Raw genomic sequence first — 24390 nt, forward strand, 5'->3', positions numbered from 1 at the left:
GGTCGGCTACGCATCGTGGCCTTGGTAAGCCGTTACCTTACCAACTAGCTAATGCGCCGCGGGCCCATCCTACAGTGTTAGCCAAAGGCCAACTTTCAACGTTGCATCATGCGATGCTATGTATTACCCGGTATTAGCTCCGGTTTCCCGGAGTTATCCCAGTCTGTAGGGCAGGTTGCCCACGTGTTACTCACCCGTCCGCCGCTGAGAAATGGGAGCAAGCTCCCATTTCTCCGCTCGACTTGCATGTATTAGGCACGCCGCCAGCGTTCGTCCTGAGCCAGGATCAAACTCTCCGATAGAAAGTTCAATCTAGCTTTAAAACTTGTTGTTTCCGTAGAAACAATTTCTTGCATGGCGTTTCGTTCAGTTTTCAAAGATCGATTTGTTTCTTTCGTTTTCGCCGTTTTTTATCGGCGACTTAAATAATATATCATGGTAAGCATGATCCCGTCAACAACTTTCAACAAGTTTTTTATAATCAATTTGAAAGGAGTCAATAACGCCTCTCAAAGCGACGGAATTACATCTTACCACGTGCATTTAGTGGACGCAAGGGGTAAATACAAAAAAATAAGAAGAAGGTTTCCCCTCTTCTTATCTCTTCGTTATTCTTCACTATCGTCGGATTCATTGTTTCCTTCAATAGTTGTATTTTCATCTTCTTCATTACTTTCTTCAATTGTTTCTACTGTAGAATCGGACTCTAATGCTTCCTCTTCTAGATCTTCACCTTCGATACCCTCTTCATTAATCTCTACCTTAGCAACAGTTGCGACTGAGTCGCCTTCTGTTACGCGGATTAATTTAACACCTTGAGTATTACGACCTGTTTGAGAAATGTCCTTAACGTCGATTCTGATTACGACACCACTTTCAGTAATGATCATACATTCTTCATCAAGAGTGACAGTCTTTAATGAAGTAAGCAATCCGTTTCGATCTGTTAAGTTGCAAGTCTTAATCCCTTTACCGCCTCTAGTTTGAACACGATACTCATCTGTTGGAGTTCGTTTGCCATAACCTTTGTCGGTAACGATCAGTACATCTTGGTCTTCATCTAGCGTTCCAACACCCACGACACGATCGTCTTCTTGAAGAGTGATTCCTTTAACGCCAGTTGCAGTTCGGCCCATAGATCGTACGTCTGTTTCAAGGAAGCGAATAGCCATACCTTGTTTTGTACCTATTATAAGCTCTTTAGATCCATTAGTAAGACGAACCCCCATCAACTCATCATCTTCCTTGAAGTTGATCGCGATCAAACCGCCTTTTCGAATGTTTCCAAACGCTGATAGTGGAGATCGTTTTACAACACCTTGCTTTGTAACAAAGAATACATACCAGTCATCAACGAATTCTTCTACTGGAATAATCGCTGTGATGTACTCATCCTTTTCAATTTGAAGCAAGTTGATAATTGGAATTCCCTTAGCTGTTCTACTAAGGTCAGGAACCTCATAACCTTTTAACCTGTATACTTTCCCTTTGTTCGTAAAGAAGAGAATCGTATTATGAGTTAACGTTGTGAAGAGGTGCTCTACAAAGTCACCATCGTTCGTCCCCATTCCCTGCACGCCTCGACCACCACGTTTTTGACTGCGATACGTGTCGATAGGAAGACGTTTAATATAGCCATTATGAGTCAACGTAATAACGATATTTTGTTTCGGAATGAGGTCCTCATCTTCAATCATATCGAATCCGACTGTAATTTCAGTACGACGTGGATCTGCGAACTTCTCTCTTACTTCTAAAAGTTCTTCACGGATGATCTCAAGAACTTTTTCTTCATCAGCTAGAATTGCTTTTAGTTCAGCGATCCTTGCCATCAGTTCTTTATATTCATTCTCGATCTTATCTCGCTCAAGTCCAGTAAGTCGCTGAAGTCGCATATCGAGGATAGCTTGTGCTTGGTCATGACTGAGTGAGAACTTTGTCATTAAGCCTTCTCTTGCGATATCTGTTGTCTCAGAAGCTCTAATTAGTGCGATAACCTCATCAAGGTGATCAAGTGCTACTCGAAGTCCTTCAAGGATATGTGCTCTCGCTTCTGCTTTATTAAGTTCAAACTGAGTTCTTCTTCTAATAACGACCTTTTGGTGTTCAAGATAATGTTCAAGACATTCCTTTAGCGTCAACACCTTCGGCTGTCCGTCTACTAGAGCAAGTGTATTGATTCCGAAGCTCGTTTGCAGTGCCGTTTGCTTGTATAAATTGTTTAATAGAACGTTCGCATTCGTATCTTTACGAACTTCAATCACGACACGCATACCGTTACGGTCGGATTCATCTCGAAGATCCGTAATACCTTCTATTTTCTTATCTCGTACTAGTTCAGCAATCTTTTCTACTAATCGAGCTTTGTTCACCTGGTATGGAAGTTCATTTACGATAATGCTCTTCTTGCCATTAGCGTACTCTTCGATCTCGGCTTTTGCTCGCTGTATGATAGATCCTCTTCCAGTGGTATAAGCTTTACGAATTCCTTCACGACCAAGAATTTCAGCTGCAGTAGGGAAATCAGGTCCCGGTATATACTCCATAAGTTCAGGAATCGTCATCTCAGGATTTTTACTTAGTTCAAGTAGTCCATCGATTACTTCACCAAGGTTATGAGGTGGAATATTCGTTGCCATACCAACTGCAATACCAGAAGCACCGTTAACGAGAAGGTTAGGAAATCTAGCAGGAAGTACAATTGGCTCGCGTTCTGAGCCATCATAGTTATCTTGATAATCAATCGTATCTTTATTGATATCCCTTACCATTTCCATTGAAATCTTCGACATTCTCGCTTCCGTATAACGCATTGCAGCAGCTGCATCACCATCGATGGAACCGAAGTTACCGTGTCCATCGATCAACATGTTGCGATAGCTGAAGTCCTGCGCCATTCGCACCATCGTATCGTATACGGCAGAATCACCGTGTGGGTGATACTTACCAATTACTTCACCAACGATACGTGCCGATTTCTTATAAGCTTTATCTGACGTCATCCCAAGGTCATTCATCGCATACAGGATACGACGGTGAACTGGTTTAAGGCCATCACGCACATCAGGTAGAGCGCGGCTAACGATAACGCTCATCGCATAATCCATGAAGGAGGTGCGCATTTCCTGACTAATATTTATTTCTTTTACTCTCGATCTTTCCATATCAGACATACGGAAAACCTCCAATTGTACTCTTGTTCATCTTTTACATAAGATTGCTCTTCAGTTAAAACTGGACTTTTGCACAATCTTTTAAAGCCTCAAATCCATTGGTAATAGTAGTAAATACTATTTACAAGAAGAAAAAGGGGAGTGTATCCCCTTTAGATTTTGCTTATACATCAAGGTTCTTAACGTAATGTGCATTGTCTTGAATAAAGTTTCTTCGCGGTTCAACTTTATCACCCATCAGCATATTGAAAACTTCATCCGCTTCGATTGCGTCTTGCATAGTTACTTGCAGTACAGTACGAGATTCAGGATCCATCGTCGTTTCCCATAGCTGAGTAGGGTTCATCTCACCAAGACCCTTGTAGCGTTGTATGCCGGGCTTAGGATTTTTCGGGATATCTGCAAAAATCATGTCTCGCTCACGATCATTGTAAGCATAGGTTATCTTTTTACCCTGAGTGATTTTGTAAAGTGGTGGTTGCGCAATGTATATATAGCCATTTTCAATCAATGGACGCATATAACGATACAAGAACGTTAATAGTAGTGTACGAATATGCGCGCCATCAACATCGGCATCTGTCATGATGATCACTTTATGATAACGAGCTTTTGAAATATCAAAGTCCTCTCCAATTCCAGTTCCCAGTGCCGTGATAATAGCGCGAACCTCATTGTTGGAAAGAATCTTATCGAGTCTCGCCTTCTCAACGTTAATGATTTTACCTCTAAGCGGTAGGATTGCTTGGAAGTGACGATCACGTCCCTGCTTTGCAGATCCTCCCGCGGAGTCACCCTCAACGACATAAAGCTCAGAAATAGAAGCATCTTTCGATGAGCAGTCAGCTAGCTTACCAGGTAATGAGCTAACTTCGAGTGCTCCTTTTCTTCTCGTTAGTTCACGGGCTTTCTTTGCAGCTGCACGAGCTCTAGAAGCCATCAATCCTTTTTCAACAATCTGCTTACCTACAAGAGGATTTTCAAAAAGGAACGTAGAAAACTTCTCTGCAAAAACAGATTCCGTAATCGTTCTTGCTTCAGCGTTTCCGAGCTTCGTTTTCGTTTGACCCTCAAACTGAGGATCTGGATGTTTAATCGAGATGATTGCAGTCAATCCCTCACGCACATCGTCACCTGTTAGGTTCGGGTCATTTTCTCTAAATAAACTATTTTTACGTGCATAGTCATTGATCACTCTCGTCAAAGCGGTTTTGAATCCATATTCATGCGTACCGCCTTCATGTGTGTTGATGTTGTTAGCAAACGAGTAAATGTTACTCGAGAAACCATCGTTATATTGAACTGCGATCTCAATAGAAATTCCTTCACGTTCACCCTCAACAAAAATAGGCTCTTCATGCAGGGCTTCTCTTGTACGGTTCAAATGCTCTACATAGGATTTGATACCACCTTCGTAGTGGTATTCGAAGCGACGAACTTCTTCTGGACGCTTATCCTCAGCATTGATTTGAATGCCGCGATTTAAGAAAGCAAGTTCTCTCAAACGATGTGAAAGAATATCAAAATCGTATTCAATCGTTTCTGTGAAGATTTCGGTGTCAGGAATAAAGTGAATCATCGTTCCTGTAATGTCACTCTCACCAATTACTTTAAGGTCTTCGTCTGGAACACCTCTTGTGAAGCTTTGGTAATATACCTTTCCGTCTCGCTGCACAGTGATTTCAAGCTTAGAGGATAGTGCGTTAACAACAGATGCACCAACTCCATGTAGTCCACCTGAAACTTTGTAACCTCCGCCGCCGAACTTACCACCTGCGTGCAGTACAGTCATGATGACTTCAACAGCAGGTCTACCCATCTTTTCATGGATACCAACCGGAATGCCTCGTCCATTATCCTGAACGGTTATGCTATTGTCTTTCTCGATACTTACGGTTATTTCCGAACAGTAACCCGCAAGTGCTTCATCAATACTATTATCAACAATTTCCCAGACAAGATGATGCAGTCCTCGTGCACTGGTTGAACCAATGTACATACCAGGGCGTTTTCGAACAGCTTCAAGCCCCTCGAGAACTTGAATCTGGGTTTCATCATATGTTTGTTTATTAGATTGCTGTTCTAATGTCATATCGATCACCTACATTTCTCTATCAAAGATAGACTCTGATCCAGTTTGTTTACTGGCTTTATGATGATTCTCCTCGAATCGTTGTTTCAACACTGTCTGATACGGTGTACGCTCTTCGTTTCAACGTTAGTGAAGATAGTGGAGATAAGAACACCATATCCGTCGTAATAACGATTGATTTCGTTAGATCGCCACCGATATCTTCAACAAGCTTATCCTTCGAATGCCGATGAAGAAATTCGGTCGTAATTTCAGCTTCCTCCATTACGTGCCAGTCGAATATTCCTACAACATCTCTGGACTGCACGACGACATCTTCTCCTAAGTGTATAAACACATCTTCACCTCACTTCACTTTATCGATCAGTCCTTCATGAACCTCGAAAGTCGTTGCTTTCTTTAACGTTTCATGATTGATTCCTTCAACGCTGGTTGTTGTGACAAACGTCTGGACCTTACCTTGAATTGTATTTAAAAGATGAGACTGTCTGAAATCATCTAATTCTGACAGTACATCATCGAGAAGAAGTAATGGGTATTCACCAACTTCACTATGGATCAATTCAATCTCGGCAAGCTTTAACGATAAAGCAGTTGTTCGCTGTTGCCCCTGAGAGCCATAGGTTTGAACATCTTTTCCGTTGACAAAAAACGACAAATCATCCCTATGCGGACCTACGAGCGTGACACCGCGATCCACTTCTCTTTCTTTTATCTTATCAAACTTTTCTTTATATCCATCTACTATTTTCGACAAATCCGCAGGTTCTGATACCTCAACCGTAGGATTATACTTGATTTCTAACTTTTCAAGCCCTCTACTAATTCCATGATGGATTGGTTCAGCCCATTTTTGAAGGAGTCGAACGAATTTCACTCTTCTCTCATAGATATTCGCAGCTGATTCAATCAATTGATCGGTGAGAATCTCTAACATTACAAAATCAGGGTTCTTCTGATAGCGAAGATCTTTCAACAAACTGTTTCGTTGTTGAAGTAATTTTAGATACCGACCAAGATGATAAAGGTAGACAGGTTGAACCTGTCCAAGCTCAATATCAATGAAACGCCGACGAACACCTGGATTTCCTTTTACAAGGTTTAAATCTTCAGGTGCAAACATAACCACATTTAATGCGCCTATATAGTTGCTTAGCTTTTGTTGTTCCAATTGATTTAATTTAGCTTTTTTACCTTTATGGGAAATGACCAGCTGGAGGGATAGGGGACCGTTCCGTTTTTCTATTCTACCTTCTATTTTAGCATACTCCTCATCCCAATTGATTAATTCTTTATCTCTTGGTGTTCGATGGGATCTTGCCATCGCGAGTACATAAATTGCTTCCATGATGTTTGTTTTCCCTTGAGCATTCTCTCCAAGAAAAACATTCACATTGTTTTCAAATGTAAGCTCCTGCTTACCGTAATTACGGTAGTTCGTAACTGTTAACGTGTTTAGATGCAACGGGATACCCCCATTCAGCTAGTTACAACAAACTCTCCTACTCCAGGAATCATAACTTTGTCCTGATTATAGAGTTTTTTTCCTCGACGATCTTCTAATTCTCCGTTCACATACACTTCATACTCTGACAAAAACCATTTGGCCATACCGCCAGTATCTATAACCCCGGCTTCTTGAAGAAGTTGTCCGAGTGTAATATGTTCTTTTATCAATTTAACTTGTTCCATGCCATTCACCTCAATTGTCCTTTTGAATATGTTCTTCCATATTCAGATTCAAGGATGCCAATAGTTTATTATACCTCTTTTTCACCAAAAACGCATGAAAAAACGCCGAAAAATTTATTTAGAATACAAAACAAGCTGCCAGGATGTAAACCCTGACAGCTTGTTGGTTATTTCAGTTGCGAAAAATTAATAAGTTCTTACCGGAAGAATCAGCTGCATGATCGCTGAACCTTCGATCGGTTTAATCAAGAAAGGTCGCATCGCTCCAGTGAAGCTGATGGTTACTTCGTTAGAGTCCATTGCTCTTAAAGCATCCATCATGTATTTTGCACTGAATGAAATTTTTAGTTCCTCACCATCATAAGAATGAGCTTGAACTTGCTCAATTACTTTACCAATCTCAGGTGAATTGGAGGAAATCTCTAGCGATGATTCTTCAAGGCTTGAAAGTTTTACTACGTTGTTTCGACCTTCTCTAGCTAGAACAGACGCACGATCGATCGCTTGAAGTAATTCTTTCGCTGAAACCGTTACGTTCGTTTTACTATCATTTGGAATCAAGCGACTTGTATCTGGGTAGTTGCCGTCTAATAGTCTTGAGAAGAACAAAAGGTTGTTAGCTTTGAAAAGGATTTGGTTTTCAGCAACCGTAATATCGACTAAATCTTCAGTGTCATCGATGATTTTGGAAAGCTCACTCAAACTTTTCCCTGGGATGACAACATTCGAAAATGAAAAGTCATTGCTGTTCGGCTCTACCTTTACAGATCGTAGAGCTAGTCTGTGACTATCTGTTGCAGTACAGTTCAACTCATCGTTTTCAAGCTCCCAGTTTACACCTGTTAACACCGGTCTTGTTTCAGAAGTAGAAACAGCGAAAACCGTTTGTCTAACAATGTTTTTTAGTAGATCAGCTTGGATTTGGAATCCTTCTTGAGCTTCTACTTCAGGTAAGCGTGGATATTCTTCTGGATCTAGTCCATTTAGATTGAATTCTGATGATCCAGAACGAATTCTAGTCGTTAAGCTATCGTATACCTCTATTTCGACCTGATCACCTGGTAGTTTCTTAACGATGTCAGAGAAGAAACGAGCTTGAAGTACAATACTTCCCATCTGTGAAATCTCAACAATTTGTTTATCGTTTTCTTCTGATGGTATAAAGCATTCGATTGAAATGTCTGAGTCGCTTCCTGTTAATGTTACCCCTTCATCACTAGCAACAATTTTGATTCCCGTAAGGATAGGAATCGTCGTTCTTGAAGATACGGCTTTCATTACATCTGATACGTTCGATACAAGATGATCTCTTTCAATCGTAAAACGCATAATTTACCTCCTAAATAAATGAACCTGATTAGTATAATTATTATTTAAAAATGTCGTAGTCTTACTAGTAGGGGCTGTGAATGTGTGGATAAGTATACACAACCCCTTGATACGAAAGTTATCCACCTGTGGATAGAGTGTTAGTAACTCTCCCATTCTGTGCACACGTTATTCAGTAGTATCCACATAACGAGGGTTAACCGTTTTTTAGTTGCTCCACAATATCCTGCAATTTTTTCTGAAGATCTTGATCAGTATCTAGTAGTTTTGAGATCTTCTCATGTGCATGAATGACTGTCGTATGATCTCTGCCACCAAATTCTTCTCCAATTTTAGGAAGAGAGAAATCAGTGAGCTCCCTAGATAGGTACATCGCTATCTGGCGAGGAAATGCGACTGATTTTGTCCTTTTCTTTGCAGCAAAATCCTCGAGCTTAACAGAGAAATGATCTCCAATCACCGTTTGAATATCATGGATGGTGATCACTTTTGGCTGTGAAGAGGGAATGATGTTCTTCAATGCTTCAGCAGCGAGATCAGCGTTCATGTCTTGATTGATAAGAGATGAATAAGCAACTACGCGTATCAATGCCCCTTCTAACTCTCGAATGTTCGTATCGATTTGATTAGCGATATAAAGCATGACTTCATTCGGAATGTCGAGACCTTCCGCTTTTGCCTTCTTCCTTAAGATTGCAATTCTAGTTTCGAGATCAGGAGGAGTAATATCTGTGATCAATCCCCACTCAAAGCGGGACCGAAGTCGGTCCTCAAGTGTTGGAATCTCCTTTGGAGGTCTATCACTAGAGATGACGATCTGCTTGCTTTCCTCATGAAGAGCGTTAAATGTATGGAAGAATTCCTCTTGTGTTTGTTCTTTTCCAGCAAGAAACTGAATATCATCGATTAGTAGAACATCTACATTTCGATATTTGTTGCGGAAATTTACTGTTCTGTTGTCACGAATCGAGTTAATGAACTCATTAGTGAACTTTTCAGAAGATAGATAGACTACTTTTGCATTAGGATTATGATCGATTACATAGTGCCCAATCGCATGCATCAAGTGTGTCTTACCTAATCCTACACCACCATAAATAAATAATGGATTGTATGCTTTTGCTGGCGCTTCTGCAACTGCAAGTGATGCTGCATGAGCAAAACGATTTCCAGATCCAATTACAAACGTGTCGAACGTATATTTGGAATTAAGCATGCTTTGTGGATTTTCCTGAGCAGGCTTTGCTTTTGGTTTTTTCTTCATAGTTTGTTCAATATCAAGGTCATCATCAGAATTTGTCTGAGGAATGATGAATTTTGCCCTAAGTTCACTACCGGTCAATTCGAGGAGTGTCTCCGTAATTAGACTTGAATATCTAGATTCTAGCCAATCTCTTGCGAACTCGTTGGGTGCTGTAATAATTATGGTGTCGCCTTCCATCCTGTTGGCGGAAGTTGACTTTAGCCACGTTTCAAAGCTTGGTTTACTAAGTTTCTTTTCGATTTCCGCTAGCGCTTGTTGCCAGAGATCCGTGATGTTTTCCAACGAAGTCCCTCCTTCTGTTTGCAAAATAAAAACAGGCTGTCACCGCTGGCGCTTATCGCCCTATCTGCCAACGTACAACCTTTGTACAACCGTCTGAATATAAAGTAATAAATATACCGTCCACAATTTTTAGGTAAGTCATATAATATAGAAGAAAGTCGAATTATCGACTGTGTTCACAGGTTTGTGGACAGGCTCATAAACACCCCTGAATAAATGTCCACATGTTTATCCACAAGTTGTGGATTTAATTTAATGCTCATAGTCTTATCAACGAGTTAAAACACAAATATCATAACAAAAGAATCCCTTTATTGCAATGCTTTTCAATTAGTTATCCACAGAGAGCATATCTTGTGGATTTGAGATGTCCACAGCGCTAGATTTTGTGTAGAAGCTGTCGATAACATATGTGAATAAGTGAAAAGTGTCGAAAAAAGTTATCCACACTGTTTTTATGGGGGATGCTGTAGAATGATTCTGGAGGGAGTAAAGATTCTGATAGAACTTCTTAAGAGGACGACGATCAATGTTAAAATATCGAAGAGTTTTCAATAGAACTTGACATATATAGCCTCTCTTTTTATAATGATTTAGACTGTCTTTATACAGTTTTTCCTCAGGGAGGTGTAATAGAATGAAAAGAACGTTTCAACCAAACACACGTAAACGTAAAAAAGTTCACGGTTTTCGTGCACGTATGAGCTCAGCTAACGGACGTAAAGTTCTCGCTCGTCGTCGCCGTAAAGGTAGAAAAGTATTGTCTGCATAGACCACTGATCATCAGTGGTCTTTTTTCAAGATAAGGTTTATAATGTGCTTATCCAAGCAACACTGGGAGTGTGCGGATTGAATAGCAACTACCGGATTAAAAAAAATTCGGAGTTCCAGAGTGTATTCAAAAAAGGGAACTCTACTGCAAATAGGCAATTTGTTGTTTATGTAATGAAAAGAAATGATCAACCTCATTTTCGATTAGGTCTTTCGGTTAGCAAACGAATCGGTAACGCTGTAACGAGAAATAGAGTGAAGCGACTCATTCGTGAATCATTTCACCAACTTTCTGATGATATTCAGGTACCGTATGATTTTGTCGTAATTGCTCGAAAGCCTGCATCGGAAATGAATTTAGAAGAAGTGAAGAGCAGCTTGATTCACGTGTTGAAACGCGCACGTGTTTATAAAGGTGCAAAACGGAATGGGAAAGGAAGGGGTACAAGATGAAACGACTGGCTATGTTGCTAATTCGCGGATACCAGAAGTTGATATCACCTTTGACTCCTCCATCATGTCGATTTTACCCGTCTTGTTCCCACTACAGCTTGGAATCCTATCAGAAGCATGGGTTTCTAAGAGGTACATGGTTTACGGTTAAGAGAATATCGAAGTGCCATCCGTTTCATCCTGGAGGATTTGATCCAGTTCCAGATAAAAAGAATTAAGGCATTGCTTTCCTTACATAAGGTATTGTCATTGTCGAGTTTGATTGCAAGGAGGATGAAGCGTGAGGAAAAAAGTTACCCTCGCATTTCTATTGATTGGTCTCGTTGCGGTATTGGCCGGATGTAATATCAACGAACCAATTAATGCAGACAGCACAGGATTTTGGAGCGTATATGTCGTATTACCTCTATCACAGCTCTTAACGTTTTTCGCAGACCTAACGGGTGATGGGAATTACGGTCTGTCTATCATTATTGTAACGATAATTATTCGTTTAGTATTGTTACCATTAATGATTAAACAAACGAAGAGTTCTAGAGCGATGCAAGATTTGCAACCTCAGATGAAAGAACTGAGAGAGAAGTATAGTAGTAAAGATCAGAAGACTCAGCAGCAGCTTCAACAAGAAATGATGCAGCTTTTCCAAAAGAATGGCGTAAATCCACTCGCGGGTTGTCTTCCGATTTTGGTCCAGATGCCAATACTACTAGGTTTTTACCATGCGATTATGAGAACCACTGCAATTGAAACGCATACGTTCTTATGGTTCAGCTTAGGCGATGCAGATATTACGCTTGCATTACTAGCTGGTGTTACAACCTTTATTCAACAAAAAATCATGATGGGTAGCGGTGGAGCAGTTCAGCCTCAAATGAAAATGCTACTTTATGTTATGCCGATCATGATTATCGTATTCGCAATCAATTTCCCTTCAGCTCTAGCGCTTTACTGGGTAGTGGGAAATATCTTTATGATTGTTCAAACTTACTTTATTACGAGACCTGCCACGAAAACCGCTAGTACGGATACGGAGGGAGCGAAGAAGTGAGAAGCGTTACGGTTACGGGGAAATCAGTTGAAGAAGCGTTGAAAGACGCGTTATCTCAACTTGAAACTGTAGAGGAACAAGTTGAAATTGAAGTGATTGAAGAGCCCAAAAAAGGGTTTTTAGGATTTGGAGGAAAACCAGCACGTATTAAGGTTATTGAAAAACCTGATGTGCTTGAGCAAACAAAAGCTTTCTTAGAAAAAGTAATTAGTAATATGGGTGTTGAAGCCAGAATAGAAGGAGTAAAGAAAGATCGAGATCTTTATTTTACGTTGTCTGGTGAAAAAATTGCTATACTAATAGGGAAACGCGGCCAAACTCTTAACTCGCTGCAATATTTGACAAACCTCGCCGCGAACCGATTTTCAGATCGCTTTGTGAGAGTAGTTCTCGACGCAGAGAACTATCGAGAAAGACGAGAAGATACGCTCAAGAAGTTAGCTGATCGTCTTGCTGATAAAGCGATCCATACGAAAAGGGACGTGCAGTTAGAACCGATGCCGTCGCTAGAACGGAAAGTGATTCACCTTTACTTAAAGGACAAGAAGGGAATCACGACTCACTCTGATGGTAACGATCCGCACAGACGTGTGGTTATTGTTCCACGTAATAAATAATTTCAAACCTTCGGGCTACTGTCCGAAGGTTTTTTTATGCTTTTCACTCACTACATTAGGAACCGAAAGACAGTTTAGGAACTAGTCCCAATTCTAGAGCCTTGTTATTTCTTTTTTCTTAATAATGGGTTACACTAAAAGGTATTGTGGATTAATCTCTGTCTTTTTTGAAAGAGTTATCCACTGTGGATAATTGGTTAAACTAATACTAGTCTTCAATCATATAAGAAATATAGTAAATAGATCTTCATTTTTATAGATAAGAGAGGTGAACAAAATGGAATATGAAACGATAGCAGCGATATCCACTCCTATGGGTGAAGGGGCAATCGCAATCGTACGGTTGAGTGGTTCTGAAGCGGTAGAGATTGCCGATAAGCTTTATAAAGGCTCAAAGCCGCTCGAAAACGTAGACTCTCATACCATTCACTATGGACATCTTATCGACCCGGATACAAACGAGTTAGCTGAAGAAGTCATGGTTTCTGTCATGAGGGGACCTCGAACCTTCACAAGGGAAGATATTGTCGAAATTAATTGTCATGGGGGGCTCGTATCAGTCAACCGCGTTCTAGAACTTGTATTGAGAAGTGGTGCAAGACTTGCTGAGCCAGGGGAATTTACAAAACGAGCATTCCTTAACGGCCGAATCGACCTTTCTCAAGCAGAAGGTGTCATTGACCTTATTCGAGCAAAGACTGACAGAGCGATGAACGTGGCTTTAAATCAAATGGAAGGTCGTTTATCTTCATTGATTTCAACACTTCGAAGGCAATTACTCGAGACTGTCGCACACGTTGAAGTAAATATCGACTACCCAGAGTACGATGCAGAAGAAATGACTCAGGAGCTTTTAACAAATCAGTTAAAAGAGGTAGAAGAGGAGATCAGACGCATCCTCGTCACAGCGAGACAAGGTAAAATCCTAAGAGAAGGACTTTCTACTGTTATTGTAGGAAGACCAAACGTTGGTAAATCGTCTTTATTGAACAGTCTTGTTCATGAAAACAAAGCGATTGTCACAGATGTACCTGGTACAACAAGAGATGTGATTGAAGAGTATGTGAACGTGAGAGGAGTTCCGTTAAGACTCGTTGACACGGCAGGCATACGTGAAACCGAAGATCTTGTCGAAAGAATTGGAGTAGAACGATCCAGAGAGCGTTTGAAGCAAGCAGATCTCATATTACTCGTTCTTAATTATAATGATGAACTTACTCACGAAGATGAACAGCTTTTCAAAGCAGTCGAGGGTATGGATGTCATTGTCATTGTGAACAAAACAGACCTAGAGGAAAAGCTTGATATAGAGAAAGTCAAACAGTTAGCGAATGAGCACCCGGTTATTACGACTTCCTTAAAAAATGAACAGGGAGTAGATGAGTTAGAACAATCTATTTCTGAACTATTCTTTGAAGGAGCGGTTGAATCACAGGATTTAACCTACGTATCGAATTCCAGGCACATTGCATTGCTTGAGCAATCAAGGAAAACACTAGCGGATGCATTGAGTGCGATTGAAGCAGGGATGCCGGTTGATATGGTTCAGATTGATATTACTCGAACATGGGAATTACTAGGGGAGATTATCGGCGATACGGTATCTGAGAGTTTGATCGACCAGTTATTCTCACAATTCTGTCTTGGGAAATAAGAATATAAAAGGAGGAATACGGCAATGGGTTACAAAGCCGATTCTTATGATGTAATCGTCGTTGGCGCAGGTCATGCCGGTGTAGAAGCAGGTCTTGCTTCAGCAAGAATGGGTGCAAAGACACTTATGCTTACACTTAATCTTGACTCTGTCGCATTCATGCCCTGCAACCCCAGTGTAGGGGGTCCTGCAAAAGGGATCGTTGTTAGGGAAATTGATGCACTAGGCGGCGAAATGGCGCGAAATATTGATAAAACACACATTCAGATGAGAATGTTAAACACAGGTAAAGGACCAGCTGTACGAGCACTGCGTGCACAAGCTGATAAAGTCTTTTACCAAAGCGAAATGAAGAAAACACTAGAAGAACAAGATAATTTAACGCTACTGCAAGGAATGGTTGAAAAGCTAGTCGTTGAAGACGGTGTATGTACTGGTGTAGAAACAAAGACTGGTGCTCAATATGAAGCGAAGTCAGTCATTCTTACAACAGGTACGTTCCTGCGCGGCCGTATTATCCTTGGAGACCTTTCTTATGAGAGTGGTCCGAATAATATGCAACCTTCTGTGAACCTTTCTTATCATCTACAAGAACTTGGTTTCGATATGGTTCGATTTAAGACAGGAACACCACCTCGTGTGAACAACAAATCAATCGATTATAGTAAGACTGAAATTCAACCAGGTGACGAAAAGCCGAGAGCCTTTTCATATGAAACGACGGAATTTATCACTGATCAGCTTCCGTGCTGGCTAACGTATACAGGTGAGGAAACGCATAAGCTTATCAACGATAACCTTCATCGTTCCCCTATGTACTCCGGCATGATTGAGGGCACAGGTCCACGCTATTGTCCATCGATTGAAGATAAGATCGTCCGATTCAATGATAAGCCGCGTCATCAGATTTTCTTAGAGCCTGAAGGTCGCAATACGAAAGAAGTTTATGTGCAGGGGCTATCAACGAGTCTTCCTGAAGATTTGCAGCGTAAAATTCTTAAGACGGTACCTGGCCTTGAAAACGTAGAGATGATGCGTGCAGGCTACGCGATCGAGTATGATGCCATCGTCCCTACTCAGCTTTGGCCTTCTTTAGAAACAAAAACAGTGAAGAATCTATTCACTGCAGGGCAGCTTAACGGTACGTCAGGCTATGAAGAAGCTGCAGGTCAGGGAATTATGGCAGGAATCAATGCGGCACGAAATGCACAGGACCGTGAACCAGTTATTCTAGATCGTTCTCAAGCTTACATCGGAGTATTGATCGATGACCTTGTAACGAAGGGTACAAATGAACCTTATCGTTTATTAACATCACGTGCAGAATATAGGTTGTTACTTCGACATGATAATGCTGACTTAAGATTAACTGAGATTGGTCATGAGATCGGTATGATCAAAGAAGATCGATACAGTCGCTTCACAGCTAAGAAGCAGCTTATTGAAAAAGAAATCAAGCGTCTTGAATCTGTTGTTATTAAACCGACTGAAGAAGTAAATGAAGTGCTAAGTAACTATGGTACTGACCTAAAAGAAGCTGCACATGCGGCTAACTTAATCAAACGTCCTGAAGTAAGCTATGAAGCGATCAAACAGCTTACTCCTGCTGACGAAGAAATACCAGAAGATGTAGCAGAACAAGTAGAGATCCAAATTAAATACAAAGGCTATATTACTAAGAGTTTGCAACAAGTTGAGCGTATGAAGAAGATGGATGAGAAGAAGATTCCTGAAGATATTGATTACGCTGCAATCAATGGACTAGCAAATGAAGCGAAACAGAAGCTACACGAGGTTCGTCCTCTATCGATCGGCCAGGCTTCACGCGTATCTGGAGTTAACCCGGCAGATATTTCTATTTTACTTGTCTATATTGAGCAAGGCAAAATAGCGAAGATTGCTAAATAATCGATAAAGTGAGGTAGCCATGAACGAAAAACAATTCATGGAGTTGCTGGAGGAGAAAGGGATTTCCCTTTCTTCAGAGCAACTTCAACAATTTCAAACATATTATGATACTTTGGTCGAATGGAACGAAAAAATGAACTTAACTGCCATAACTGATAAAGAAGAAGTGTATGAAAAGCATTTTTTCGACTCTATTATGGCAGCATTTTCATTTGATTTTTCATCTGATTTACATATTTGCGATGTAGGAGCAGGGGCAGGGTTTCCAAGTTTACCAATAAAAATTTGCTTCCCTCACCTACGCGTCACAATCGTCGATTCACTTAATAAACGAATTGGATTTCTAGAACACTTAGCATCAGAATTGAACCTGAAAGGTGTTTCTTTTTGTCATGATCGCGCTGAACTATTTGGAAAGAACAAAACGTATCGCGAACAGTATGATGTTGTCACAGCACGAGCTGTAGCACGGATGTCTGTTCTTGGTGAGTTGTGTTTACCGCTAGTGAAACCAGAAGGGTATTTTGTTGCACTAAAAGGACCAAATGTTGAAGAAGAACTTAAAGCTGGCAAACAAGCCATAACCTTACTTGGTGGTAAAATAGAAAAGATCGACAAGCTTTCTCTGCCTATCGAAGAAAGCGAGCGGAATATCGTCACTATTAAAAAAATCAAATCGACACCAAAAAAATATCCAAGAAAGCCAGGCACACCCAACAAAAATCCTTTATAATAGAAATGGTCTGCATTTGAACGGAAAAGTGTTTCACGTGGAACGCTATGTCTAGAAGGATTTTTAGTTCAGGGTAACGAATCAGTTAAGGAGTCGATTAAAGGTGGTGTTGGGCGATGAAACATACGTTTTCACGTCTTTTCGGATTGAACGAAGAAAAAAATGAGGCGATGGAATCTGACCAGGACGAAGTAAAGCACATCCTCGTTGAAGAAATTATTCCGAATCGTTTCCAACCTCGAACAATTTTTATAGATGAAAAAATCGCTGAACTATCTCAGACTATTAAAACACATGGCATTATCCAGCCAATTGTGGTGCGAGAACGTGAAGGCAAATATGAAATTATTGCCGGAGAACGCCGCTGGAGAGCAGTGAAAAAGCTCGGGTGGGAGCGAATTCCTGCAATCGTTAAAGAATTTAATGATTCTCAAACAGCTTCGATCGCTTTAATAGAGAACTTACAGAGGGAAGAGTTAACGGCAATTGAAGAAGCAATGGCTTACTCTCAGCTGCTAGAGCTTCATAATTTAACTCAAGAAAGCCTCGCGCAACGACTTGGAAAAGGACAATCAACAATTGCTAATAAGCTTCGGTTATTGAAACTGCCGGAACCTATTCAGCAAGCGCTTTTAAATAAACAAATTACTGAAAGACATGCGAGAGCATTGATCCCCCTAAAGAATCCCGAGAATCAAGTGAAGGTACTTGAAGAGGTGATCGAGAAGCAATGGAACGTTAAACAAACGGAGGAACGAGTCGTGCGGATGCTTGAAGGCACCACTCCAAAGCCAAAGCCGACAAAGAAGTCCTTTAGTAAAGACATGCGTCTTGCTGTGAACACCATTCGCCAATCTCTTGATATGGTTACGGAAAGTGGTTTATCGATCGATACCGATGAAGAAGAGCACGAAGAATATTACCAGTTTACAATTCGCATTCCGAAAAAGAAGTAAAACTCATCCGAGCAGGATGAGTTTTTAGTTTGGGTAAGGTGTTTTTATTTGTCAAAACAACATCCAAAATATTCTAATCATGATAAAATATGAGGTAGAAATGTCGTTCTAAGGAGTAGGTGAAACATTGGCTAATATTATTGCTGTTGCGAATCAAAAAGGCGGAGTTGGTAAAACGACGACCTCTGTTAATTTAAGCGCATGTCTAGCTTCACTTGGTAAAAAGGTGCTTCTCGTAGATATCGATCCACAGGGTAATGCAACAAGTGGTGTTGGTGTTGAGAAGGGTGCGATCGATCACTGTGTGTACAATATACTAGTGGATGATAAAGATGCCATCGATATTATGCAGCAGACCTCGATTGAAAATCTACACGTTATTCCTTCAACAATTCAGCTAGCTGGAGCAGAAATTGAACTCGTACCTACTATATCAAGAGAAGTTCGCTTAAAAAGAGCGTTGGCGAAAGTTGAAAAAAACTATGATTATATTATAATAGATTGTCCTCCATCACTAGGTTTACTTACAATCAATTCTCTAACAGCGGCTAATGCAGTTCTTATCCCAGTCCAATGTGAATATTACGCGTTGGAAGGGTTAAGTCAGCTATTAAATACTGTTCGACTCGTACAAAAACACTTAAACACTGATTTGAAAATTGAAGGTGTTCTACTTACTATGTTAGATGCTAGAACAAACTTAGGAATTCAAGTTATTGAAGAAGTGAAGAAGTACTTCCAAGAGAAAGTCTATAAAGCGATCGTTCCAAGAAATGTTCGATTAGGAGAAGCGCCAAGCCATGGCAAACCGATTATAGCGTATGATTCTAAATCTAGAGGAGCGGAAGTTTATTTAGAACTTGCAAAGGAAGTGTTAGGTAATGACTAATCGTGGATTAGGCAAAGGGATCAATGCATTTTTTCCTTCCCAAAAGGAAGATGAAACGGTTAAAGATATTCCTTTGAACGAACTGCGTCCTAACCCCTACCAACCAAGAAAAAAGTTTAATGCGGAAGCGATCGAAGAATTGAGTTCCTCTATTCAAACATACGGGGTTCTTCAGCCTGTGATCGTGAGAAAAAGCATAAAAGGGTATGAAATTGTTGTAGGGGAACGACGCTATCGCGCATCAAAAGAAGCGGGGCTGAAAACAATCCCGGCCGTTGTGCGAGACCTTACAGATCGAAAAATGATGGAAATTGCCTTGATTGAAAACCTACAAAGAGAGAATTTGAACCCAATCGAAGAGGCATTGGCTTATCAGAAATTAATGGAAGAAACAGACGTTACACAAGAAGAACTATCGAAGCGTCTTGGTAAAAGCAGACCTCATCTAGCGAACTTTCTTCGGTTGCTCCAACTTTCTCCTGAAGTACAGGATTATATAGCAGAAGGTAAGATAACGATGGGGCATGGCAGAGCTCTATTAGGCTTAAAAAAGAAAGAAGCGAGAAAAGCATTAGCGGAACGAGTAATCGATGAAAAGCTAAATGTCAGACAGCTTGAACATCTTATCAATGGGATGAATAATAACGTTCCACGTGAAACAACAAAGGATGAGAAGCCAGATCCTTTCTTAAAAGACAAGGAAAATGTGCTTAGAGAACGGTTCGGAACGTCCGTTTCAATTAAAAGAACGAAGAAAAAAGGCAAAATCGAAATCGAATTCTTCTCACAGGATGATTTAGATCGCATTCTTGATGTACTAGAAAAAGGTGAGCAATAGCAGTCAGCATAAACTGAAGAGCAGTTTATGCTTTTATTATAGGTGAAAAAGCGGAGGTGTTTGTGTTATGTATCTCGATCAAGCAGCAACGTCATTTCCAAAACCGCCAGAAGTGGTAGAAGCTATGACAAAGGCGCTAACAGAATACGCTGCAAATCCAGGGCGAAGCGGGCATAGGATGTCTGTGAAAGCGAATGAGGTGATCAGTCAAGCAAGAGAACAGCTTGCTGACTTTTTTGGTTTTTCGTATCCAAATCGCGTCTGCTTTACATCCAATGCAACGTCTGCGCTTAACCAGGCGCTAAAAGGGTTTCGTTTTCAAAGCGGGGACCACGTGTTGACGACATCTTATGAACATAACTCTGTACGTCGTCCTCTTGAGAATCTAAAAGAGAAGACGGGGATTAAGATTACCTACTTTGATCCTGGAGTAGGTGAGAACTTTGATATGGATGCATTCGAAAGGGCAATCACACCCCATACAAAAATGATTGTTGTCTCACATGGCTCGAATTTAACAGGCAAAATCACCCCAATCGATGAAATTGGAAAGCTTGCAAAGGAAAGTGGGATCGCATTTCTCGTAGATGCTGCGCAAACTGCAGGTGTACTACCGATTAACTTAGAGGAAATGAATATTGATCTGCTCGCATTTCCCGGTCATAAAGGATTGCTTGGTCCTCAAGGAACAGGGGTTCTTATGGTAGGAAAAGGGGTAGAATTAGACCCGATTTTTCAAGGGGGGACTGGCAGTCGATCAGAGTCCACCCAACAACCAGCAGTTTACCCTGAATTCCTAGAAAGCGGCACATTAAATACGCCGGGGATTGCAGGACTTCTGGCTGGACTTGAAACTGTAAAGAAATTAGGACTCGACTCTATCTATAGTCATGAACTGCAACTAACCCAAAAACTCATCGAAGGATTACGTGCCATCGATTATGTAACAATCTATGGTCCACAAACGAATCGTCTTGGTGTTGTTCCATTTACAATTGAAGGAATCGACGGTCAAGAAATTGCGATTATTTTGGACCAGCACTATAATATTGCTGTACGTGCAGGACTTCATTGCACTCCAATCGGCCATGAGTCGATTGGAACATCTGAAAGTGGCGCTGTAAGGATCAGTGTAGGTCCTTACAATACAGAAGAAGAAATCGAACAAGCTTTAAAAGCGATTGAAGAAATTGTAGAAGGTTATTTTGGCTAAGGAGAGGTAAGATGGTCCTATTAGGTACAGTAGTTAATGGTCTTGCAATCATACTAGGAACATTGATCGGAACGTTTAGTAGAAGAATACCAGAACGAATGAAAACGACGATCATGCAGGGATTAGCACTTGTTGTTGCTGTAATCGGGCTTCAAATGGCTATGAAGAGTGAACAATTTCTTGTAGTGATCGGTAGTTTAGTAGTCGGGGGAATTCTTGGAGAGTACTGGGACCTTGAAGGGAAGCTTAAAAGCTTAGGTCGCTGGATCGAAATAAAAACAGGGGCTGCGTCTGAAGGAAGTGTTGCACAAGCTTTTGTAACGGCGACGCTTGTTTATGTCGTTGGAGCGATGGCGATCCTTGGAGCGTTAGACAGTGGGCTTCGTGATGATCACTCTGTGCTTTTCACCAAATCACTGATAGATGGCTTCACGGCAATCATGTTCACGGCTACCCTTGGGTATGGTGTGCTGTTTTCTGCATTCCCCGTCATGATCTACCAGGGATTTATTGCTCTCTTTGCATCTCAAATCGACCGCTTTGTCCCTCAAGCGTTGCTTGATGCATTCATTGCAGAAGTAACGTCTGCAGGTGGCATTATGATCCTAGCTATCGGATTGAACCTATTAGGATTAACGCAAATTCGAGTAGCCAATTTCCTTCCGGGCTTACTTGTGGCAGTGTCACTCGTCACGTCCCTTTATTACATTCAATAAAAACCCCCTTTTCCGGACTAGCGTTCCGAGAAAAGGGGTTTTTTTATGGTATTTGAAAAAGGTCATCGCTCCATGATTTGATTTGCTTATTCACTTTACTTTCCTGCTCTGTCGAAGAGTAATAAGTTCCTATTGCACCGTTGAGACTCTCAGCCATAATATCGGCCATTTTCATGACAAGATTTAAGCGTGTGTTCTGTAGAACAAAGTATTCCATAAACCCACTCACATTTACGATCCCTGTTAAATGGATATGACCTACCTCTGGAAGTTCTTTCTTCACGCCAGCTCCTGGTTTCACTGGCCCATCTCCAACCGTAATGATACCGACTGAATGAAGACGGCCAAGGCAAGCGTCAATTCCGATCACAAAAGGATTGTGATGAGTCTTCTCGATTGTTGTCATCACGTCGTTTAAATTTACAGCATGTACTGGAGACTCTAGCGTACCATATACAGAAGCATGTAAATTAAGCTTACTCAGCTTGCTTCCTACGAGAGGGCCAAGCGCATCTCCTGTAGAGCGGTCCGTACCGATACAAACGATTACAATCTCCTCGGCTCGTTTTCTAGGGAGCATATTCGTAATCTTTTCCCCAGTCGTTTTTATGGCAAGAGCATCCTCATGATGGATTCGATATGCTACAGGCTTTTTTTGAAAAAACTTGTCTCGAAGATTCATAGGATTCTCTCCTTTGTAATAGTAGTAACAGTATACGGAAAGTTAAGGTGATCTATACATAAAGCTTAGTTTTTCTTCTACATAAATGAAATAAAGTTGAAGAACTGGCAAAGGAGGGAATGCCATGTTAAACGGTGGGATGAAATGGATGTTCCTCATACTTGGTACGATGATCGGAGCGGGGTATGCTTCTGGAAGAGAGCTTTGGCAGTTTTTTGGTCATGAAAGTGTCCTAGCTATCGCTCTGTTTACAGTCATGTTCAGTATCTGTTGCTATGTCATCATGAAAATTAGCTTTGAAACACAATCATCACATTATTTACCGATACTCGAACGATTAGTAGGAAAGAAACTCACTGGGCTTTACGATCTATTAATCATCCTATATTTGTTCACCACTACGATCGTCATGCTTGCAGGCGGTGGTGCTACAATGGAAGTGTTGCATTTCCCTTATTGGCTAGGTATTGGAATCCTTGCCGTCCTAGTCGTCGTCTTATTCTTTTGGGATATAAATGGCATGCTTTCCATGAATGCGATCATCCTACCTCTACTCATCATTTTGCTGTTAGCAGTCCTTCTACTATTTATAAAATCAAATATGAATGCGATGATGTTCGATTGGATGAAGCAATCGAATTGGCCAGCAGCATTCACCTTCACAGCTCTGAATATATTACCTCTCGTAGCCGTTCTTTCAGCTATTGGTCACCAGATTAAACACAAAGGCGAAATTTGGATAGCAAGTATAGGAAGCGGATTAATACTCGGAGGACTATCATTTCTATACAATCAATCATTAATACAGGTGGCGCATGATTTACTTGTTTATGAAATTCCGTTGTTTGCTATTCTAAAAAACTATCCTTACTATATGGTTTTGATCATGTCATTCTTATTATGGACAGCGATCTATACAACAGCTGTCAGCGGGGTTTTTGGTCTTACTGCACGATTCCGTGATTTGGTCAATCTGCCTCTTTGGATCATCGCATGTATTACCGTAACTGTCATGATTCCTTTTACAACGTTCGGATTTTCAGCATTAGTTGCTTTTTTATACCCTCTCTACGGCGTACTTAACCTTTATATTTTGGCTTCTATCTTGATTTTTCCGGTTCTGAAGCGTTATGATTTGTTATCATAACAGTAGGATTAATTTTGGAACGGGAGAGATGAGGTATGGGTGCGGTAGAAGTACTGTGGCTCCAGGTTTACGAGTTTTTAGCCGATCGCGAATTATGGATCGACATCTCAGGAAGAATCTTTAGAATTCTCGCCATTCTAGTTGGAACATGGGTGTTTCTTCGTTTAGCCAAAACAGCTTTGAATCACATCTTTGCCATTCGTTTGAAAAGCCCACTCCGATTGTCAGAGCGAAGAGAAACAACCCTCATTCGCTTGATTGAGAATGTCTTAACGTACGTAACTTACTTTATAGCACTCGTCATGATTTTGAGCGAATTTGAGGTTGATGTTCGAACACTGATTGCAGGTGCTGGTGTTGTAGGCCTTGCAGTAGGTTTCGGGGCTCAAAACCTCGTTCGAGACGTCATCACAGGGTTCTTTATTATTTTTGAGAAGCAATTTTCTGTTGGTGATTATGTTCGCATCACTGGAATTGAAGGGTTCGTAGAAGAAATTGGTCTCCGAGTTACAAAGATTAAGAGTTGGACAGGAGAACTCCATATCATCCCGAATGGAAACATAAACCAGGTTACAAACTTTTCTATTCATAATAGTATCGCAGTAGTTGATGTTAGTATTGCTTATGAAGAGCAGATTCAAGAAGCAGAGGGAATCATTATCGAATTGTTGGACGAGCTATATGATCAGTTCGAAGCGATGATCGTTAAGCCTGAGTACTTGGGTGTACAGACATTAGGCGCTTCAGAAGTCGTTCTTCGGATCATTTCTGAAACGAGACCTATGGAACACTGGGGTATAGGAAGAGAAGTACGTAAAGCAGTCAAGCAGCGTCTTGACGAAAGAGGAATCGAAATACCGTTCCCTCGTCTCGTTATGTATCAGCGGGATGAACAAGCAGAGGTCCAGGAAAAAGTATAGAAGGGATGGAGCA

Annotated in this window: 23 protein-coding genes and 1 rRNA gene; 15 read left to right on the plus strand and 9 right to left on the minus strand. The window is 40.9% G+C overall.

Going from position 1 to position 24390, the window contains the following annotated elements; all coding sequences use genetic code 11:
* The 8 genes from LCM09_RS15775 to dnaA all read right to left on the minus strand — a co-directional run.
* A 16S ribosomal RNA gene (locus LCM09_RS15775) occupies window positions 1-302 on the minus strand; the annotation flags it as partial.
* Window positions 303-608: 306 nt separating this feature from the next.
* A complete protein-coding gene (gene gyrA, locus LCM09_RS15780; protein WP_224883926.1) occupies window positions 609-3173 on the minus strand; it encodes a DNA gyrase subunit A in 2565 nt (854 codons plus the stop codon).
* Between the two features lie 163 nt (window positions 3174-3336).
* Window positions 3337-5265: a DNA topoisomerase (ATP-hydrolyzing) subunit B gene (gyrB, locus tag LCM09_RS15785; RefSeq protein WP_224883928.1), complete on the minus strand. Its 1929-nt coding sequence runs from the start codon at window positions 5263-5265 to the stop codon at window positions 3337-3339.
* 58 nt (window positions 5266-5323) lie between these two features.
* Window positions 5324-5602 carry an extracellular matrix regulator RemB gene (remB, locus tag LCM09_RS15790; RefSeq protein WP_224883930.1) on the minus strand — a complete coding sequence of 93 codons (279 nt, stop codon included), beginning with the start codon at window positions 5600-5602 and terminating at the stop codon, window positions 5324-5326.
* 9 nt (window positions 5603-5611) lie between these two features.
* Window positions 5612-6730 carry a DNA replication/repair protein RecF gene (gene recF / locus LCM09_RS15795; protein WP_224883932.1) on the minus strand — a complete coding sequence of 373 codons (1119 nt, stop codon included), beginning with the start codon at window positions 6728-6730 and terminating at the stop codon, window positions 5612-5614.
* A 14-nt stretch (window positions 6731-6744) separates the two neighbouring features.
* On the minus strand, window positions 6745-6957 hold the full coding sequence (gene yaaA / locus LCM09_RS15800; protein ID WP_224883934.1) for a S4 domain-containing protein YaaA: 213 nt from the start codon (window positions 6955-6957) through the stop codon (window positions 6745-6747).
* 186 nt (window positions 6958-7143) lie between these two features.
* Complete coding sequence (gene dnaN, locus LCM09_RS15805) at window positions 7144-8286, minus strand: DNA polymerase III subunit beta (protein WP_224883936.1); 1143 nt, start codon at window positions 8284-8286, stop codon at window positions 7144-7146.
* Window positions 8287-8482: 196 nt separating this feature from the next.
* Complete coding sequence (gene dnaA / locus LCM09_RS15810) at window positions 8483-9832, minus strand: chromosomal replication initiator protein DnaA (RefSeq protein WP_224883938.1); 1350 nt, start codon at window positions 9830-9832, stop codon at window positions 8483-8485.
* Between the two features lie 637 nt (window positions 9833-10469).
* On the opposite strand from dnaA, the gene rpmH reads away from it, so the two are divergent.
* The 13 genes from rpmH to LCM09_RS15875 all read left to right on the plus strand — a co-directional run bounded on the left by rpmH (window position 10470) and on the right by LCM09_RS15875 (window position 21628).
* Complete coding sequence (rpmH, locus tag LCM09_RS15815) at window positions 10470-10604, plus strand: 50S ribosomal protein L34 (RefSeq protein ID WP_048311109.1); 135 nt, start codon at window positions 10470-10472, stop codon at window positions 10602-10604.
* 77 nt (window positions 10605-10681) lie between these two features.
* The gene (rnpA, locus tag LCM09_RS15820; RefSeq protein WP_224883940.1) at window positions 10682-11056 is read left to right on the plus strand and encodes a ribonuclease P protein component; all 375 of its coding nucleotides are present in this window, start codon (window positions 10682-10684) and stop codon (window positions 11054-11056) included.
* Window positions 11053-11274: a membrane protein insertion efficiency factor YidD gene (gene yidD, locus LCM09_RS15825; RefSeq protein WP_224883942.1), complete on the plus strand. Its 222-nt coding sequence runs from the start codon at window positions 11053-11055 to the stop codon at window positions 11272-11274. The genes rnpA and yidD overlap by 4 nt, the downstream gene beginning before the upstream one ends.
* Window positions 11275-11336: 62 nt before the next feature.
* A complete protein-coding gene (gene spoIIIJ, locus LCM09_RS15830; protein WP_224883945.1) occupies window positions 11337-12104 on the plus strand; it encodes a YidC family membrane integrase SpoIIIJ in 768 nt (255 codons plus the stop codon).
* A complete protein-coding gene (jag, locus tag LCM09_RS15835; protein ID WP_224883947.1) occupies window positions 12101-12721 on the plus strand; it encodes an RNA-binding cell elongation regulator Jag/EloR in 621 nt (206 codons plus the stop codon). The genes spoIIIJ and jag overlap by 4 nt, the downstream gene beginning before the upstream one ends.
* A 277-nt stretch (window positions 12722-12998) precedes the next feature.
* Window positions 12999-14375 (plus strand): tRNA uridine-5-carboxymethylaminomethyl(34) synthesis GTPase MnmE, encoded by a 1377-nt coding sequence (mnmE, locus tag LCM09_RS15840; protein WP_224883948.1) that lies wholly within the window; start codon window positions 12999-13001, stop codon window positions 14373-14375.
* A gap of 24 nt (window positions 14376-14399) precedes the next feature.
* Entirely contained in the window at window positions 14400-16283 is a 1884-nt protein-coding gene (mnmG, locus tag LCM09_RS15845; protein WP_224883951.1) for a tRNA uridine-5-carboxymethylaminomethyl(34) synthesis enzyme MnmG, read from the plus strand.
* A gap of 19 nt (window positions 16284-16302) precedes the next feature.
* A complete protein-coding gene (gene rsmG / locus LCM09_RS15850) occupies window positions 16303-17016 on the plus strand; it encodes a 16S rRNA (guanine(527)-N(7))-methyltransferase RsmG (protein ID WP_224883952.1) in 714 nt (237 codons plus the stop codon).
* Window positions 17017-17132: 116 nt separating this feature from the next.
* Window positions 17133-17972, plus strand: coding sequence for a nucleoid occlusion protein (gene noc / locus LCM09_RS15855; RefSeq protein WP_224883954.1), 840 nt, complete (start codon window positions 17133-17135; stop codon window positions 17970-17972).
* Between the two features lie 127 nt (window positions 17973-18099).
* Window positions 18100-18861 (plus strand): ParA family protein, encoded by a 762-nt coding sequence (locus LCM09_RS15860; protein ID WP_224883956.1) that lies wholly within the window; start codon window positions 18100-18102, stop codon window positions 18859-18861.
* Window positions 18854-19699: a ParB/RepB/Spo0J family partition protein gene (locus LCM09_RS15865; protein ID WP_224883957.1), complete on the plus strand. Its 846-nt coding sequence runs from the start codon at window positions 18854-18856 to the stop codon at window positions 19697-19699. The genes LCM09_RS15860 and LCM09_RS15865 overlap by 8 nt, the downstream gene beginning before the upstream one ends.
* A 67-nt stretch (window positions 19700-19766) precedes the next feature.
* Window positions 19767-20912, plus strand: a complete 1146-nt coding sequence (locus LCM09_RS15870; RefSeq protein ID WP_224883959.1) for an aminotransferase class V-fold PLP-dependent enzyme — start codon at window positions 19767-19769, stop codon at window positions 20910-20912.
* Between the two features lie 11 nt (window positions 20913-20923).
* Window positions 20924-21628: a DUF554 domain-containing protein gene (locus LCM09_RS15875; RefSeq protein ID WP_224883960.1), complete on the plus strand. Its 705-nt coding sequence runs from the start codon at window positions 20924-20926 to the stop codon at window positions 21626-21628.
* 43 nt (window positions 21629-21671) lie between these two features.
* Here LCM09_RS15875 and yyaC read toward each other — a convergent pair whose 3' ends face one another.
* A complete protein-coding gene (yyaC, locus tag LCM09_RS15880) occupies window positions 21672-22310 on the minus strand; it encodes a spore protease YyaC (RefSeq protein WP_224883962.1) in 639 nt (212 codons plus the stop codon).
* A gap of 124 nt (window positions 22311-22434) precedes the next feature.
* On the opposite strand from yyaC, the gene LCM09_RS15885 reads away from it, so the two are divergent.
* Together LCM09_RS15885 and LCM09_RS15890 are read left to right on the plus strand one after the other, a co-directional pair.
* Complete coding sequence (locus LCM09_RS15885) at window positions 22435-23457, plus strand: YkvI family membrane protein (protein WP_224883964.1); 1023 nt, start codon at window positions 22435-22437, stop codon at window positions 23455-23457.
* 35 nt (window positions 23458-23492) lie between these two features.
* Window positions 23493-24377: a mechanosensitive ion channel family protein gene (locus LCM09_RS15890; RefSeq protein ID WP_224883966.1), complete on the plus strand. Its 885-nt coding sequence runs from the start codon at window positions 23493-23495 to the stop codon at window positions 24375-24377.
* Window positions 24378-24390: the final 13 nt, after the last annotated feature.

This window comes from Guptibacillus algicola (assembly GCF_020171805.1).
Classification (GTDB): domain Bacteria; phylum Bacillota; class Bacilli; order Bacillales; family Guptibacillaceae; genus Guptibacillus; species Guptibacillus algicola.

Excerpts from the sequence above, each read along its gene's own strand:
- gyrA (WP_224883926.1), bottom strand. The coding sequence starts at position 3,173 with ATGTCTGATATGGAAAGATCGAGAGTAAAAGAAATAAATATTAGTCAG.
- gyrB (WP_224883928.1), bottom strand. The coding sequence starts at position 5,265 with ATGACATTAGAACAGCAATCTAATAAACAAACATATGATGAAACCCAG.
- yaaA (WP_224883934.1), bottom strand. The coding sequence starts at position 6,957 with ATGGAACAAGTTAAATTGATAAAAGAACATATTACACTCGGACAACTT.
- dnaN (WP_224883936.1), bottom strand. The coding sequence starts at position 8,286 with ATGCGTTTTACGATTGAAAGAGATCATCTTGTATCGAACGTATCAGAT.
- rpmH (WP_048311109.1), top strand. The coding sequence starts at position 10,470 with ATGAAAAGAACGTTTCAACCAAACACACGTAAACGTAAAAAAGTTCAC.
- yidD (WP_224883942.1), top strand. The coding sequence starts at position 11,053 with ATGAAACGACTGGCTATGTTGCTAATTCGCGGATACCAGAAGTTGATA.
- mnmE (WP_224883948.1), top strand. The coding sequence starts at position 12,999 with ATGGAATATGAAACGATAGCAGCGATATCCACTCCTATGGGTGAAGGG.
- mnmG (WP_224883951.1), top strand. The coding sequence starts at position 14,400 with ATGGGTTACAAAGCCGATTCTTATGATGTAATCGTCGTTGGCGCAGGT.
- rsmG (WP_224883952.1), top strand. The coding sequence starts at position 16,303 with ATGAACGAAAAACAATTCATGGAGTTGCTGGAGGAGAAAGGGATTTCC.
- noc (WP_224883954.1), top strand. The coding sequence starts at position 17,133 with ATGAAACATACGTTTTCACGTCTTTTCGGATTGAACGAAGAAAAAAAT.
- LCM09_RS15865 (WP_224883957.1), top strand. The coding sequence starts at position 18,854 with ATGACTAATCGTGGATTAGGCAAAGGGATCAATGCATTTTTTCCTTCC.
- LCM09_RS15870 (WP_224883959.1), top strand. The coding sequence starts at position 19,767 with ATGTATCTCGATCAAGCAGCAACGTCATTTCCAAAACCGCCAGAAGTG.
- LCM09_RS15875 (WP_224883960.1), top strand. The coding sequence starts at position 20,924 with ATGGTCCTATTAGGTACAGTAGTTAATGGTCTTGCAATCATACTAGGA.
- yyaC (WP_224883962.1), bottom strand. The coding sequence starts at position 22,310 with ATGAATCTTCGAGACAAGTTTTTTCAAAAAAAGCCTGTAGCATATCGA.
- LCM09_RS15885 (WP_224883964.1), top strand. The coding sequence starts at position 22,435 with ATGTTAAACGGTGGGATGAAATGGATGTTCCTCATACTTGGTACGATG.
- LCM09_RS15890 (WP_224883966.1), top strand. The coding sequence starts at position 23,493 with ATGGGTGCGGTAGAAGTACTGTGGCTCCAGGTTTACGAGTTTTTAGCC.